Raw genomic sequence first — 16,203 nt, forward strand, 5'->3', positions numbered from 1 at the left:
TACCCGCGACAATAAGCCGCGACACCATGGCGTTACCACCTGCTGAACGTGCTTAGTCCGATCTCCCTGCCGGCCATCGACCCGCCGCGCCGCCCTGGCGCACCGGCGGGTATTGTCGCGTCCACGCGAAACGAAGTCTGCGCGCCCCCTTGCCACCCCCGCACCAAACCCTACCCAACGAGGACCCGTCGATGAACGACATGACCGAACTGCCGGAAGAGCTGGACCTGAAGCTGATCCTGCAGACCCTGATGGCCCTGAAGAAGGGCGATTTCTCGGCACGCATGCCGTCCGACTGGACCGGCGTCTCCGGCAAGATCGCCGACGTGCTGAACGACATCATCGAAACCAACGAGCGCATCGTCAAATCGGTGACGGAAACCTCGCGCGTGGTGGGCCGCGAAGGCCGGCTGACGCAGCGCGCGCCCGTGACCAACGTGTCCGGCGGCTGGGCCACGATCATCAGCGCCGTCAACACGCTGATCGACGACCTGGTGCGCCCGACCACCGAGATGGCGCGCGTGATCGGCGCCGTGGCGAAGGGCGACCTGTCGCAGACCATGGCGCTGGAAGTCGACGGCCATCCGCTGAAGGGCCAGTACCTGCGCGCGGCCACCACCGCGAACACGATGGTGGAACAGCTGCTGTCGTTCTCCTCGGAAGTCACGCGCGTGGCGCGCGAGGTCGGCACCGAGGGTAAATTGGGCGGCCAGGCGCAGGTGAAGGGCGTGGCCGGCACGTGGAAGGACTTGACCGACTCGGTAAACTCGATGGCGGGCAACCTGACCTCCCAGGTGCGCAACATCGCCGAGGTGACCACCGCCGTGGCCAACGGCGACCTGTCCAAGAAGATCACGGTGGACGTGCGCGGCGAGATCCTGCAGCTCAAGGACACCATCAACGTGATGGTGGACCAGCTGCGCTCCTTCGCCTCCGAGGTCACGCGCGTGGCGCGCGAGGTGGGCACCGAAGGCAAGCTGGGTGGCCAGGCCTACGTGCCGGGCGTGGGCGGCACGTGGAAGGACTTGACGGACAACGTGAACTTCATGGCGTCGAACCTGACGGGCCAGGTGAGGAACATCGCCGCGGTGACGACCGCCGTGGCGAACGGCGACCTGTCGAAGAAGATCACGGTGGATGTGAAGGGCGAGATCCTGGAACTGAAGAACACCATCAACGTAATGGTGGACCAGCTGTCCTCCTTCGCTTCGGAAGTGACGCGCGTGGCGCGGGAGGTGGGTACCGAAGGGAAGCTGGGCGGCCAGGCGCAGGTGAAGGGCGTGGCCGGCACCTGGAAGGACCTGACCGACTCGGTGAACTCGATGGCGGGCAACCTGACGGGCCAGGTGCGCAACATCGCCGACGTGACGACGGCCGTGGCGAACGGCGACCTGTCGAAGAAGATCACGGTGGACGTGAAGGGCGAGATCCTCGAACTGAAGAACACCATCAACGTGATGGTCGACCAGCTGAACTCCTTCGCGTCCGAAGTGACGCGCGTGGCCCGCGAGGTGGGTACCGAGGGCAAGCTGGGCGGGCAAGCGAACGTGCCGGGTGTCGCGGGTACCTGGAAGGATCTGACGGAGAACGTCAACCAGCTGGCCGGCAACCTGACGGGCCAGGTGCGCAACATCGCCGAGGTGACCACCGCGGTGGCGAACGGCGACCTGTCCAAGAAGATCACGGTGGACGTGAAGGGCGAGATCCTGGAACTGAAGAACACCATCAACGTGATGGTGGACCAGCTGTCCTCGTTCGCCTCGGAAGTGACGCGCGTGGCCCGCGAGGTCGGTACCGAGGGCAAGCTGGGCGGCCAGGCCTACGTGCCGGGCGTGGGCGGTACCTGGAAGGACCTGACCGACAACGTGAACTTCATGGCGTCGAACCTGACGGGCCAGGTGCGCAACATCGCCGCCGTGACCACCGCCGTGGCGCGCGGCGACCTGTCGAAGAAGATCACGGTGGACGTGAAGGGCGAGATCCTGGAACTGAAGGACACCATCAACGTGATGGTGGACCAGCTGTCCTCCTTCGCCTCGGAAGTGACCCGCGTGGCCCGCGAGGTGGGGACCGAGGGTAAATTGGGCGGCCAGGCCAACGTGCCCGGCGTGGCCGGTACCTGGAAGGACCTGACGGAGAACGTCAACCAGCTGGCGGCCAACCTGACCAACCAGATGCGCGCGATCGGCGAAGTGGCGACGGCCGTGACGCGGGGCGACCTGTCGCGCTCCATCCAGGTGGAAGCGCGCGGCGAGGTGTCCTACCTGAAGGACAACATCAACGAGATGATCCGCAACCTGAAGGAAACCACGCAGAAGAACGCCCAGCAGGACTGGCTCAAGACCAACCTGGCGCGCTTCACCCGCCTGCTGCAGGGCCAGCGCGACCTGCAGGCCGTGACGAAGCTGATCCTGTCCGAGCTGGCGCCGCTCGTGTCGGCCCACCACGGCGTGTTCTACATGATGGACTCGCAGATGGACGATGCCCGCCTGCGCATGATCGCCAGCTACGGCTACCGCTCCAGCCGCAAGCTGCCGACCTCCTTCCTGCCGGGCGAAGGCCTGGTGGGCCAGTGCGCGCTTGAAAAAGTCCGCATCTGGCTGACCGATGTGCCGCGCGACTACATCGTCGTCTCCAGTGGCCTCGGTTCCGCGCCGCCCACCAATATCGTCGTGCTGCCGATCCTGTTCGAGCAGCAGGTGAAGGCCGTCATCGAGATCGCCTCGCTGGACCGCTTCACCGAGACCCACCTGTCCTTCCTCGACCAGCTGATGGAATCGATCGGCGTGGTGCTGAACACGATCGAGGCGAACAGCCGCACCGAATCGCTGCTGACGCAGTCGCAGTCGCTGGCGCAGGAACTGCAGCAGACCAACCAGGAGCTGGCCGAAAAGGCGCGGCTGCTGTCGGAGCAGAACATCGAGGTGGAACGCAAGAACCGCGAGGTGGAGCAGGCCAAGCTGGCACTGGAGGAAAAGGCCACGCAGCTGGCGCTGTCGTCGAAGTACAAGTCCGAGTTCCTGGCCAATATGTCGCACGAGCTGCGCACGCCGCTGAACTCCCTGCTGATCCTGGCGCAGCAGCTGTCCGACAACCTGGAAGGCAACCTGTCGGGCCGCCAGGTGGAATTCGCCAAGACCATCCACGGCTCCGGCTCCGACCTGCTCACGCTCATCAACGACATTCTCGACCTGTCGAAGATCGAGTCCGGCACCGTCACGCTGGATGTGTCGGAGTACCGCTTCCCGAACCTGCGCAACTACGTGGACCGCACGTTCCGCCACATGGCCGAGGCGAAGCACCTGGGCTTCTCGGTCGCCCTGGCGCCGAACCTGCCCGCGTCCCTGATGACGGACACCACGCGCCTGCAGCAGGTGCTGAAGAACCTGCTGTCCAACGCGTTCAAGTTCACCTCGCACGGCCAGGTCGCGCTGGAGATCGGCCTCGTCGACGGCGGCTGGAGCACGGACAATCCGAACCTGGGCAATGCCGATGCGGTGCTGGCGTTCTCCGTCAGCGATACGGGCGTCGGCATCGCGGCCGACAAGCTGCAGCTGATCTTCGAGGCGTTCCAGCAGGCCGACGGCTCGACCGCCCGCAAGTACGGCGGCACGGGCCTGGGCCTGTCCATTTCGCGCGAACTGGCGCGCCTGCTGGGGGGCGAGATCCGCGTCGAATCGACGGTCGGCAGCGGCTCCACCTTCACGCTGTATCTCCCGTATAACCGCTCTGGCTTCGTCAACTACGACCAGCCGCGCCCGGCCGTGCAGCGCGCCGCGCCGGTGATGCCGACGATCGTCTACTCGGCACCGATGGCCGACGCCGGCGCGGTGCTGCCGGCCGACGTGGATGGCGACGACCTGTACGCCACCTCGGACGACCGCAACCTGACGGTGCCGGGCGATCCGTCCGTGCTGATCATCGAGGACGACGAGCGCTTCGCCAAGATCGTGCTGGACTTCGCGCGCGAGAAGAACTTCAAGGGCATCGTCACCTACCAGGGCGATTCGGCGCTGTCGCTGGCGCGCGACTACCTGCCGTCGGCCATCCTGCTGGACCTGGACCTGCCGGACATCGACGGCTTCACGGTGCTGGACCGCCTGAAGCGCGACCCGAGCACCCGCCACATTCCGGTACACGTGATGTCGGCCTCGCGCGAACGGGAGCCGGCGCTGCGCAGCGGCGCGATCTCGTTCATGAACAAGCCCGTCAGCAAGGAGGCGCTGCAGGAGCAGTTCACGCGCATCCAGAAGTTCCTGCTGGGCGGCAAACGCAGCCTGCTCGTCGTCGATGACGAGGAAGGCCAGCGCGAATCCATCGTGGCCCTGATCGAAGCGACGGACGTGGAGATCACGGCGGTGGGCACGGGCGAGGAAGCCCTCGCCGCGCTGCGCACCAGCCACTTCGACTGCATGGTGCTGGACCTGACCCTGCCCGACATCTCCGGCTTCGACCTGCTGGACACGATCGGCAAGGACATCAAGCTGCGCGACCTGCCGGTGGTGATCAACACGGCCAAGGAACTCGATCGCCGCGAGGTGGCCAAGCTGAAACGCTACGCCAAGACAATCGTCATCAAGGATGCCCGTTCGCCGGAACGCCTGCTGGACGAAACGGCGCTGTTCCTGCACCGCTCGCAGGCCAGCCTGCCGGAGCCGCAGCGCCGCATGCTGCAGCAGGTGCACGCGGCCGATGCCGGCCTGGCCGGCCGCAAGGTGCTGATCGTCGACGATGACCTGCGCAACATCTTCGCCCTGTCCTCCCTGCTGGAACGGGAGCAGATGCAGGTGTCGTTCGCCGAGAACGGCCGCGACGGCATCGAGGTGCTGGAACGGGATCCCGGCATCGAGATCGTCCTGATGGACATCATGATGCCGGAGATGGACGGCTACGACACGATGCGGGCGATCCGTCGCATCCCGAAATTCAAGTCGCTGCCGATCATCACGCTGACCGCCAAGGCCATGAAGGGCGACCGCGACAAGTGCATCGCGGCCGGCGCTTCGGACTACATCACCAAGCCGGTGGACGTGGCGCAGCTGCTGTCGCTGATGCGGGTGTGGTTGCACTAGGTGGCGGCCCCGAATGCACAGATGGTGACGGCGGACGATGCGCCAGAGGGTCGGCGCCGGGCCGTCGATCCCGAGCTGGAGGCGCTGGAGCTGGAGCTGCTGCTCGAAGCGGTAGCGCGCCGCTTCGGCTTCGATTTCCGCAGCCATGACCGCGCCGCCATCCGCCGCAAGCTGGCGGCGCTGATGGAGCGGCGCGCCCTGCACACGCTGTCGCAGCTGCAGGACCGCGTGCTGCACGACGTCGACGCGTCGAGCGCCCTGCTGCGCGCGCTGGGCGTACCGCCGGCCACGATGTTCGACGACGTGCAGGAGGCGGTACAGCTGCTGGCGGTGGCGGAGCAGTGCCTGCCGGGCGCGCCGCTGCCGAAAGTCTGGCTGGCCGACTGCGCCGGCGCCGAGCAGGCGTGGACGGTGGCCGTGCTGCTGGCCGAACGGCAGCTGTTGTGGGGCACCGAGATCCATGCCACGGTCACCACCGATGCGCAGCTCGACGAAGCGGTCGCCGCGTCGATTCCCGCCGACGCACTGCCCCTTTACCAGCGCCGCTACGAGGAGGCGGGCGGCACGGGCCGGCTGGCCGACTACTTCGAGGCACACGGCGGCCGGCTGGTGCCGGTGCCGCAGCTGCGCAACCGCATCACGTGGGCGCAGTACAACCTCGTCACGGATGCTTCCTTCAACGAATTCCAGCTGATCGTGTGCCGGCGCGCCCTGCCCGACTTCGGTCCGCTGCTGCGCCAGCGCGTGCTGGACCTGTTCGATGGCAGCCTGGCCGTGTTCGGTGCACTGGGCATCGACCGGCCGCTGGACAGGCAGGCCCGCATGGCGGGCCACTACGTGACGCTGCTGCCGGGGCTGAGCTGGTACAAGCGGGTGAGTTGAGCAACCAGCTCAAGCCCGGGATCGTGTTTACGGGGGGGGGTGCATGATGGGCGCAAGCCGCCCGCCAGATCCCGCACAAACCGCAAATCCGGCAAAATCGTTGGGTAAACGAAACATCCCCGGAAAATCTGTTTGACCAGCTTTCCCGAGAACTTGCATGCAAGGCATTGCCTTCCTGGTAAAGAAAACGGCACTCGTGAAATCCGGGACAAAAAAAGACCGGCCGCAATCTGAGGAGGGAGCCGGTCGAAACGCTGTCTGTCGAGAGCGCGGGGATTTCACAAGGAGAAAGCAATGCAACTGTAGAACCGTGCCGGATTGAGGAATCCGGCAACCTGCCGCGCAACAGGTATTGCGCGGTACAGGTACACTTTGCCAGCATAAGCTTTTGACAGGCTTAGAACTTCATTAAAGAAATATTTTCCCCGATTTTATGCAACCATCAGTCACAGCGCGTCAGAGAGTCCGTATTTTCACTTAAGTTTCTGCTCGGTATTGTTTGTTATGATTCGCGGTTAAATAATTAGACTGGCCTGAAAATGACATCCAACACACTCAAACCTGGCAACTGGAATGTCGGCACACGCATCACCGTGCTGTCGTTCGCACTGCTCTCGGCGATTCTCGCCGCCCTCATCCTGTGGATCAGCACGAGCACCGGCCGCATGCTCGAAGAACGCTCGATGGAAGGCGTGCAGCAGGAACTGACCGGCGTGAAGAACATGGTGGAACTGTTCAATACCGCCGTCACGAGCGAGGCCAACAGCTTTGCCAAGATTTTCAATGCCGAGTTCGAAGGCGGCTTCACGCTCGACCCCGCCGCACCGGTCGACGTGGGCGGCAAGAGCACGCCGGCCTTGCTCATCGGCGGCCGCACGCTGAACAACGACTTCGCGATCCCCGACCACTTCACGGCCCGCACCGGCGGCACCGCCACCATCTTCGCCGCCAGCGGCGAAGACTTCGTGCGCGTCTCCACCTCGGTGAAGAAGGAAGACGGCAGCCGCGCCATCGGCACCACGCTGGACCGCACGCACCCCGGCTATCCGCTGCTGCGCGCCGGCCAGAGCTACACGGGCCTCGCCACGCTGTTCGGCAAGCAGTTCATCACCCGCTACGACCCGATCCGCGATGCGGCCGGCAAGGTGATCGGCATCCTCTACGTGGGCGTCGATGTCACGAAGGAGATCGGCACGCTGAAGGAGCGCATCAAGTCGATCAAGGTGGGCAAGACGGGCTACTTCTATGTGCTCAACGCGGCGCCGGGCGCCAACTACGGCCGCCTCGTCGTGCACCCGAAACGGGAAGGCGAGCTGATCGCCGATGCGAAGGACCGCGACGGCCACGAGTACGTGCGCGAGATCCTGGAAAAGAAGGAAGGCGTGATCCACTATCCCTGGATGAACCCGGGCGACGACAAGGAAGTGCACCGCGTGGTGGCCTACTCCTATTTCAAGGACTGGAACTGGGTGATCGCCGGCGGTGCCAACCGCGAAGAGATCACGGAGGAAGCCAACAGCCTGCGCAACCGCTACATCGTGGCCGGCTTCCTGGCCCTGGCGCTGTTCTCCGCGCTGCTGTTCTGGGGCGTGCGGCGCTACGTCACGCGCCCGCTCGCCGAAGTGGAAAGCGCCGCCGCGCAGATCGCCTCGGGCGACCTGACGGTGCACCTCGATGCGGCGGGCAATGACGAGATCACCCGCCTGAAGCTGGCCATGAACGGCATCAGCGACAACCTGTCGGCCGTCGTCGGCCAGGTGCGCAGCGGCGCCGAGCACATCGCTTCGGCCTCGACCGAGATCGCCACCGGCAACCAGGACCTGTCCGCGCGCACCGAGGCGCAGGCCGGCAACCTGGAGGAAACCGCCAGCTCGATGGAAGAACTGACGGCCACCGTGCGCCGCAACGCGGACAATGCCCGCCAGGCCAACGAACTGGCGCAGGGCGCGTCCGGCGTGGCTGAACGGGGCGGCGCCGTCGTGGCGCAGGTGGTCGACACGATGGGCTCGATCAATACGTCGGCCCAGAAGATCGTCGACATCATCGCCGTCATCGACGGCATCGCCTTCCAGACCAATATCCTGGCGCTCAATGCCGCCGTGGAGGCGGCCCGGGCGGGCGAACAGGGGCGCGGCTTTGCCGTGGTGGCGGGCGAAGTACGCACGCTGGCCCAGCGCAGCGCGGCCGCCGCGCGCGAGATCAAGGAACTGATCGGCAATTCCGTCAGCCAGGTCGAAGCGGGCAGCCGCCTCGTCGAACAGGCCGGCGCGACGATGCAGGAAGTGGTCGACAGCGTGCGCCGCGTGACGGCCATCATGGCCGAGATCCGCGTCGCCAGCGACGAACAGACGGCCGGCATCGAGCAGGTCAACACGGCCATCACGCACATGGACCAGGTGACGCAGCAGAACGCGGCACTGGTGGAGGAAGCGGCGGCCGCCGCCGCGTCGATGCAGGACGAGGCATCCGGCCTGGCCCAGGTGGTGCGCCAGTTCCGCCTCGGCGAAACGGAGGCCGCCGGCACTGCGCAGGGCAAGCACGCCGGTGCCAAAGGCCGGCAGCTGCTGAGCCACCACTGAGCATGACGGGCACCGCACGCGCCCCGTTGCGGCGGCAAGGTCGACGCGGCCTTGCCGCCGTCCTGCCGGCGCCGTGGTGCCCTGTCTTCGTCAGGGCGCTGCGGTGCCCTGTGCTCATGACCGTGCTGCTGGCCGGCTGCGCGGCACCGCCGTCGCCCCCTTCTTCCTCTGTCCCGGCTTCTACTTCTGCTCCTGCTCCTGCTCCTGCTCCTGCTCCTGCGCCCTTGCCGGCCGATCCATTCGCCGAACTGTTCGCCGGCCGCCTCGCGGGCGCACTGCCCGTTGGCGACGATGCGCTGGTGGCCGTGACGGTGCGCCGCGGCGGCGCGCTGGCGCGGCTGGGCCATGACCACGTGGTGGCGGCGCGGCGCATCGCGGGCTACGCCGATCCGCGCCAGGGCCGCGCCGTGCTGCGCTTCCGGCTCGACGAGATGACGGTCGACGAAGCGGGATTGCGCCAGGAAGCGGGCCTGGCCAAGCAGCCTTCCGCCGACGCCATCGCCGGCACGCGCGAGAACATGCTGACGAAGGTGCTCGATGCCGCGCGCTTCCCGTTCGTCGAGATCCGCGCGCAGCGGCTTGCCGGTGACACTGCCCATCTGCAGACGGACATCACGCTGCACGGCGTCACGCGGCGCTACCTGGTCCCCTCCGTGCTCGCCACCGCGCCAGCCGGCCTGGTGGCGCGCGGCACCCTGGTGCTGAAGCAGACCGATTTCGGCATCACGCCGTTTTCGGTGCTGGGCGGCGCGATGGCCGTGCAGGACGACATGGAAATCCGCTTCGTGATCCCCGTGACGGCCCCCGGCAGCAGCGGTGCGCCCGCCGCGGTACGATAGCGGCATGAAACCTGCACAGCACGGCGCCACGCGCGCCTGGGTGCGCATGCCGTCGGGCAAGCGCCTGGATCTGCTCGACCCCACGCCCTTCGACTGGGACGATAGCGACCTGGCCCTCGGCCTGGCGCGCACCTACCGCTGGGGCGGCCACTCGGCCTGGCCCCTGCCCCTGTCCGTGGCGCAGCATTCGCTGACGGTGCTGCAGCTGCGCCGCCAGCGCGCCGCCCACCCGCTCGATCCGGTGACGGCACTGCGCGAACTGCTGCACGACGCCGAGGAAGGCCTGCTGGGCTTCGACTGCATCTCCGTGCTCAAGCCGTTCATGGGCGAAGCGTTCCGGGAGCTCACGCAGCGCCTCGAGCGCGCGGTCTTCCTGCGCTATGGCCTGCCGGCGTGGACGCCGCGGGAGTACCTGGCGCACAAGCGTGCCGACCGCCTGGCGGCCGCCAGCGAGGCCGTGCACGCCGTCGGCTGGTCCGGCGAGGAAGTGCGCCGCACGCTCAAGATCCGCATCGCGCCGCTGGCGGAGGATCCACTGCTGGCCATCTATGGCGGACTGGCCTGGGAGCCGTGGGAACCGCGGCTGGCGTGCGAGCGCTTCCTGGCCGAACTGGGGCGGCTGAAGGCGGCAGCTGCGGCAGGATGACCCCTTCCGCTTGCATGGAGTTGCGCTAAGACACCGTTTTTAAAGCGTATTTTTGACTTATCCACTTACGTTGTGGATAACGATGTGGACAAGCGGGGCTTGACAAGCCGCAGAGCCAGCACTGGCGCGGGTTTCAACAAAATGCCCGTTCCGCAGGCAATTTCATCCACCTGTAGAATCAAGCACTTACGGCTGAAAACGGCGTTCATGGGCGGGCTCGGCGGTGGGCTGCAAAATATTTTAGTGCCGCTTTGCATCATCAGTCGTGCATAAGCTTTGACAACCGTGTCGTTGAGGAATAGTGTCATCACTCCCAGGCAGCGAGCGAGACATGGAAGAGCCCGAAAACGCCAACGAAGGCTGGATGCTGGACGACGATGCGCCCGTCCCGGACGATGCGGCGGCGGCTGCGCCGGCTCCCTGGAAGGTGCTGATCGTCGATGACGATGTCGATGTGCATGTCGTCACCAAGTTTTCCCTCAGCAATGCCTGCTTCATGGGCCGCCGGCTGTGCTTCCTGCACGCCTACAGCGGCGACGAGGCGGTGGCGGTCCTGCGCAGCCAGGACGACATCGCCCTTGTGCTGCTCGATGTGATCATGGAAACCGCCGATGCGGGCCTGAAAGTGGCCACGCGCATCCGCGAGGAGCTGGCAAACGACCTGGTGCGCGTCGTGCTGCGCACCGGGCAGCCCGGCCAGGCGCTGGAGCACAGCATCATCCTCGATTACGACATCAACGATTTCTGGTGCAAGACCGATCTCACCACGCGCAAGCTGTTCACGACCGTCATCGCCTCGCTGCGCAGCTACCACAGCCTGCATGAAGCCCGCCAGCGGGTCGAGCGGGCCGAATCGGCGTTGCAGGAGGTGCGCGGCGGCGCCCAGCGGGCTCTGGAGGCCCTGCTGGCCGGCCAGTCCTGGTCCGGCGAAGTCGCACTGGGCGAGCCGCCGCAGGCCATCCAGGTGCAGCTGCGGCCCGGCGCGGAACCGGATGTGTTCTCCCTGACCGGGACGGCGCGCCTGACGGAAAAGGCTGTATAGGCACACAGGGCCCGCGCTGCTGCGCCGTTTCCTGTCCAGTCTCTCCCACTCTCCGAAAATTGCGCTAAGTACCGGATTTCCAAGCGTTTTCCGGAATATCCACACAGCTTGGGGATAACTTTGTTGATAAGCCGGGCTTGACAACGTATACAGCCCGTAATGACGGCCTTTTCATTAAACTGCCTGCAAAAAAAGCAGGTGACGGACATAATGAAATCAAGTACTTACGAGCACAGCCGTGATCAGGATCAAAGTCCCGAAAAATACTGCCCATCTTTTCTTATTGCTAATTTTTGTGCATAACCGCTACCGTAGCGGGCCGCCGCCGCAAGCCCGGATGCAGCAGCACCCGCTCGATGACGGCCGGCCCCACGCCGCGCGATTTCAGGTACTCGAGGGCGCAGACCGAACCGGTCGCCCCCTGCAGCGCAATGCCTTCCTCGACGATGGCACCCTGTTCGATGTCGACCCGCCCGCTGCTGCTCCCTCCTTCGGACGGCAACAGGTCGGGCACTGGTTGGCGCGATAACGGCAAGCGGCTGGAAGCGGACATGGCGATCCTTCGGTTGTGCCGGCCCGCGCTGGTCCACGCGGTGCGGCTTATGATCATTTGGTATGTATGAGGTAACGCAATACGTGTGCCTCCCAAAAGAGTATCGGCTACCTTTTTTCAAAGTCAAGCCTGCAATTGGCGCTTCCGCAAGGCGAGTGTTAGGTGGCGCGCAGTGCGCCCCGGCGCCACGGGCTACCCTGAGGCACGATCTGGGGCCGGCGCGCCCCACCACCCTCAGGAGACCACGATGAACGAACCCTTGAACCCCGGTGATGAAGTCGCACCGGGCACCCCCGGCAGCGGCGAGGACGTCTGTCCCGTCTGCCACGGCAGCGGCAAGACCGGCGGTCAGTCCTGCACCAACTGCGGCGGTAGCGGCGTGATCCAGGAAGCCATCGGCGGCGGCTGAGCTCGTGTAAATGGGATCGGTGTCACCGGGGGGCCAGGCACGGTGACACGAGCCCGGCGTTGGTAATTGTCGAGCTCGTGTCTCGTTTGTCTCATCTGGGGTCAGGCACCAGGCGGGACACGAGCTGAGCAGCACGTTCGGAGTCAGGCACCAGGCGGGACACGGGCCGGGCAGTCAGGGCCGCCGGACCAGCCGCGCGTCCAGCGAGTAGCGGCCGCCGCCGGCCAGCGCCAGCGTGCCGAACACGATCAGCAGCAGCCAGCCGAACTGGCCCTGCTCGATCGTCCAGTCGGCATGCACCACCACCATCGAGACCAGCAGCAGGAACAGTACGGGCAGCGTCGCCAGGCGCGTGAACAGCCCCAGCGCGATCAGGACCGCGCACACTACTTCGGCAAACAGCGCGCACAGCAGCGTGACGCCGCGGCCCAGGTGCAGAGGGTCGTCGATATGGGCGAGTTCGTGCTGCCAGTGCAGCAGCTTCGGCAGCCCGTGCACCCACAGCAGCAGCGCGGCACCGGCCAGCCGGGCGTACAGCAGGCCGGCGTCGGGCGCACCCGGGCCGACCAGCGTCTTGAGCAGGCGCGTCGTCATGGCGGCGCTCACCGGTTCTGGTAGCCGCCGTAGGCTTTGACGGGACTCCAGTCGGGCAGCACGGCGGGTGCCGGCACGGCGTACTGGCCGAAGGCGTCGGCGGCATACACCACCTTGCCGTTGACGATCGTGAGCGCGCTTTCCAGGTTGCGGATGTCCGCTTCCGGCATCGTGAAGTAATCCTGCGGCAGGATCACCAGGTCCGCGTACTGGCCCGGCGCGATGGTGCCCTTCACCTTCTCCTCGCCGCTCATCCAGGCACTGCCCCGCGTCATCAGCCGCAGCGCCTCGAAGCGCGACAGCCGGTCGCTCTCCTGCCAGAGCTGCAGCCCGCCCGCCGTCCTGCCCGTGACCGCCCAGTAGATCGACGGCCACGGTCCGTAGCTCGACACGCGCGTGCCATCGGTCCCCAGGCCGACCGGGATGCCCAGCTTGAGCATCGTGCGGATCGGCGGCATCTGGCGCGTCTGTTCGCCGTAGCGCTTCCAGTAGGCCTCGCCCTGGAAGTACATGCGGTCCTGCACGGCGATGCCGCCACCGAGCTTCTTCACCCGCTGCAGCTGCGCATCCGTGATCGTCTCGGCATGGTCGAAGAACCAGCGCAGGCCCTTCAGGCCGATTTCCTTGTCCACCTGCTCGATGACGGCGAGGTCGCGCTCGATGGATTCGCCATACGTGGCATGGATGCGGAACGGCCAGCGGTTCTTCACCAGCAGGCGCAGCACGGCCGCCAGTTCGCCTTCCATGTGCGCCGGCATGTCGGGCCGGGGCTCCAGGAAGTTCTCGAAGTCGGCCGCGCTCCACACCAGGTTCTCGCCGCCCCCTTCCGTGTTGTAGCCGTTGGCGTAGAACAGGTGGTCGTTCTTGTCGGGCTTGGTGAGCGTCAGCCAGCGCTGGTAATCCTCCAGCTCCTTGCCCGGCTTCTGCGCGAACAGGTAGTAGGAGGTGCGCACGGACAGCTTGCCGTCTTTTGCCAGTTCGAGGCTGACGGCGTAGTCGTCCGGATAGGCCTGCCCGCCGCCGCCCGCATCGATGGCGCTCGTCAGGCCCAGGCGGTTCAGTTCGCGGTAGTACTGCAGCGTGGAGTTCAGCTGCTGGTCGCGCGGCAGCGTGCCGGTCTTCGCCAGCGTGGAATACAGGATCAGCGCATTCGGCTTCGCCACCAGCAGCCCGGTGGGTTTGCCGTCGCTGCCCAGTTCCACGTGGCCTTCCTTGTACTGCGTGGCGCCGTCATAGCCCAGCACCTCGATGGCCTTTTTATTCAGGTAGCCCAGGCCGTACAGGTAGAGGATGAACACGGGCTTGTCCGGCACGGCCTCGTTGATCTCGGCCAGCGTGGGCAGGCGCTTTTCCTCGAACTGGTATTCGTTCCAGCCGCCCACGACCTTCACCCACTGCCCGTCCGGCGTGCGCGCGGCCTGCTCCTTGAGCATCTGCAGCGCGCGCTTGAGGGACGTGACGCCATCCCAGCGCAGCTCGGCGTTGTAGTTCAGGCCCTGGCGGATGATGTGCAGGTGGGAGTCGTTCAGGCCGGGGATGACCGTGCGGCCGCCAGCATTGATGACCTGCGTGTGCGCGGTCTTGCGCTTGAGGATCGCGGCATTGCTGCCGGTGGCCGTGATCCTGCCGCCATCGACGGCGACGGCCTGCACGAACTGGCCGTCCTTCACCATCGTCGCGATTTTCGCGTTGGTGACGATCAGGTCGGTGGCCCGCGCATGCGGGATGGCGGTGATGGCAATGGCCGTGTGAAGGCCTGCCGCCAGAAGGCTGGCGCGCATCGGTCGGTTCATGTTTTTCTTCCTTGTGTGACTAAAAAACTGGCCGGCCGATGCGGGCGGGCGCGTGGCGCCCGCGCGTCGGCCGCTTATTCCTTGACGGCTTCGACGGCGAACGTCAGCGTCACTTCATCGCTCACGCTCGGGGCGTACTTGCCGGCGTTGAATTCGGTGCGCTTGATGACGGTGGTGGCATTGGCGCCGCAGGCATCCTTCTTGGCCATCGGGTGCGGTGCGCACTTGAACGACGTGACCTTCAGGGTGACCGGCTTCGTCACGCCCTTGATCGTCAGGTTGCCGTCGACGGAGGCCAGCGTGTCGCCGCTGAACGTGAACCGGGTCGACTTGAACGTGATGGTCGGGTACTTGGCCGTGTCGAGGAAGTCCTCGCCCTGGATATGGCTGTTGAAGATGGTGCTGCCCGTGTTGACGGACTTGGTGTCGATGGTGATTTCCGTGGAGCCGGTCTTGGCGGCGCGGTCGATCGTGATCTTGCCCTTGGTGCTGTCGAAGCGGCTTTCCTGCGTCGAGAAGCCCAGGTGGCTGTAGGCAAAGCGGGAGAACGTGTGCGAATCGTCCAGCACATAGGTTTCCGGTGCGGCGAAAGCGGCGGCAGCGGACAGGGACAGGCCGGCGGCCAGGGCCAGGGTGATCAGTTTTTTCATCGGGTACTCTCCATCAGTTTGTGAATGGCGCATTATGTCCGTGGCCGGGCGGAGAAGTAAAACGAAAAATTTACCGTCTTACTATCGATAATGTCGATAGTAAATCACAGAGCACCAGGTCGAGCAAACGGCTGATGCACGCATGTTAGCCGGCCGAGCGGTGCCAGGCCATCTGCCAAAGGAAGCGGTTGGCGGGCACCGGTCCTGGGTAGGCGCTGGAAGACGCAAAAAAGCCGCCCGGCGTCGTGAACGCGGGGCGGCCCGGCAGACGAGATATCTAGCGCGTGCGGGACGCGGGGACGGGATTGAGCAGGCGATTCAGTAGTTGTTCCTCGAGCGCCGCGAACATCGGATTGCCCCGCGTCCTCGGGCGCGGCAGGTCGATCGCCAGGTCCAGCGTGATGCGGCCTTCCTCGATGAGCAGCACGCGGTCGGCCAGCGCCACCGCCTCCTGCACGTCGTGCGTCACCAGCACGGCCGTGAAGCCGCGCTGGCGCCACAGCGATTCAATGAGCTGCTGCATCTCGATGCGCGTCAGGGCGTCGAGCGCACCCAGCGGTTCGTCCAGCAGCAGCAGCGACGGCTCGTGCACCAGTGCGCGCGCCAGGGCCACGCGCTGCCGCTGGCCACCGGAGAGCTGCGCGGGCCAGGCATCGGCGCGGTCCGCCAGCCCCACGGCCGCCAGCGCATTGGCGGCCGCCTGGCGCCCGTCCTTCAGGCCGAGCGCAACGTTCTGCAGTACCGTCTTCCACGGCAGCAGGCGGGCATCCTGGAACATCATCCGCAGCGGGACGGGAGTATTGGCAGCGGCATCGACTGTGCCGATGGTGACCTTGCCGCCATCGATGCCGTCCAGGCCCGCGATGGCGCGCAGCAGCGTGCTCTTGCCGCAACCGCTGCGGCCGACGATGGCGACGAATTCGCCCGCCTTCAGCTCCAGGCCCACGCCATCGAGCACGCGGCGGCCGCTGAACGATTTGGTCAGCGCCTGCAGCGTGACATCGACGCCGTGCCGCGCCTTCGGCAGCGGCTGGGCGCGCGCCGGCGGATCGGCCGGGGCGCGGGCGAACGCGAACACGTCGTCCGCGAGGGGGAAAGTGGCTTGCAGCATGGGGTTCCTTGTTCTGGATGAGCGCTGATCGGG

General features: G+C 66.0%; 12 protein-coding genes. 7 read left to right on the forward strand and 5 right to left on the reverse strand.

All coding sequences use genetic code 11. From position 1 onward, the window contains the following. Positions 1-191: 191 nt before the first annotated feature. The 6 genes from IP91_RS08835 (at position 192) to IP91_RS08860 (ending at position 11,060) form a co-directional block, all read left to right on the forward strand. Complete coding sequence (locus IP91_RS08835; RefSeq protein ID WP_145648567.1) at positions 192-5,072, forward strand: HAMP domain-containing protein; 4,881 nt, start codon at positions 192-194, stop codon at positions 5,070-5,072. Next, the gene (locus IP91_RS08840) at positions 5,073-5,954 is read left to right on the forward strand and encodes a CheR family methyltransferase (protein WP_229474158.1); all 882 of its coding nucleotides are present in this window, start codon (positions 5,073-5,075) and stop codon (positions 5,952-5,954) included. A gap of 539 nt (positions 5,955-6,493) precedes the next feature. Next, the gene (locus tag IP91_RS08845; protein ID WP_145648568.1) at positions 6,494-8,533 is read left to right on the forward strand and encodes a methyl-accepting chemotaxis protein; all 2,040 of its coding nucleotides are present in this window, start codon (positions 6,494-6,496) and stop codon (positions 8,531-8,533) included. Positions 8,534-8,649: 116 nt separating this feature from the next. After that, positions 8,650-9,372 carry a YceI family protein gene (locus IP91_RS08850; RefSeq protein ID WP_145648569.1) on the forward strand — a complete coding sequence of 241 codons (723 nt, stop codon included), beginning with the start codon at positions 8,650-8,652 and terminating at the stop codon, positions 9,370-9,372. Between the two features lie 4 nt (positions 9,373-9,376). Further along, positions 9,377-10,018, forward strand: a complete 642-nt coding sequence (locus tag IP91_RS08855) for a phosphohydrolase (protein WP_145648570.1) — start codon at positions 9,377-9,379, stop codon at positions 10,016-10,018. A gap of 331 nt (positions 10,019-10,349) precedes the next feature. Beyond that, entirely contained in the window at positions 10,350-11,060 is a 711-nt protein-coding gene (locus tag IP91_RS08860; protein WP_229474160.1) for a response regulator, read from the forward strand. Positions 11,061-11,346: 286 nt separating this feature from the next. Here the strand turns inward: IP91_RS08860 and IP91_RS08865 are convergent, their stop codons facing one another. Beyond that, positions 11,347-11,613 (reverse strand): hypothetical protein, encoded by a 267-nt coding sequence (locus IP91_RS08865; protein ID WP_145648571.1) that lies wholly within the window; start codon positions 11,611-11,613, stop codon positions 11,347-11,349. Between the two features lie 247 nt (positions 11,614-11,860). Here IP91_RS08865 and IP91_RS26205 point away from each other — a divergent pair, with 247 nt between their 5' ends. Continuing rightward, positions 11,861-12,022, forward strand: coding sequence for a hypothetical protein (locus IP91_RS26205; RefSeq protein ID WP_199754545.1), 162 nt, complete (start codon positions 11,861-11,863; stop codon positions 12,020-12,022). Between the two features lie 174 nt (positions 12,023-12,196). Here the strand turns inward: IP91_RS26205 and IP91_RS08870 are convergent, their stop codons facing one another. The 4 genes from IP91_RS08870 to IP91_RS08885 all read right to left on the reverse strand — a co-directional run bounded on the left by IP91_RS08870 (position 12,197) and on the right by IP91_RS08885 (position 16,170). Beyond that, a complete protein-coding gene (locus IP91_RS08870) occupies positions 12,197-12,616 on the reverse strand; it encodes a DoxX family protein (RefSeq protein WP_145648572.1) in 420 nt (139 codons plus the stop codon). An 8-nt stretch (positions 12,617-12,624) separates the two neighbouring features. Next, the gene (locus IP91_RS08875) at positions 12,625-14,409 is read right to left on the reverse strand and encodes an amidohydrolase (RefSeq protein ID WP_229474162.1); all 1,785 of its coding nucleotides are present in this window, start codon (positions 14,407-14,409) and stop codon (positions 12,625-12,627) included. A 74-nt stretch (positions 14,410-14,483) separates the two neighbouring features. Beyond that, positions 14,484-15,059 carry a YceI family protein gene (locus IP91_RS08880; RefSeq protein WP_145648573.1) on the reverse strand — a complete coding sequence of 192 codons (576 nt, stop codon included), beginning with the start codon at positions 15,057-15,059 and terminating at the stop codon, positions 14,484-14,486. Between the two features lie 277 nt (positions 15,060-15,336). Beyond that, the gene (locus IP91_RS08885) at positions 15,337-16,170 is read right to left on the reverse strand and encodes an ATP-binding cassette domain-containing protein (RefSeq protein ID WP_145648574.1); all 834 of its coding nucleotides are present in this window, start codon (positions 16,168-16,170) and stop codon (positions 15,337-15,339) included. Between the last annotated feature and the right edge of the window lie 33 nt (positions 16,171-16,203).

Origin of the sequence: Pseudoduganella lurida, from assembly GCF_007830455.1 — a bacterium.
Lineage (GTDB): Bacteria > Pseudomonadota > Gammaproteobacteria > Burkholderiales > Burkholderiaceae_D > Rugamonas > Rugamonas lurida.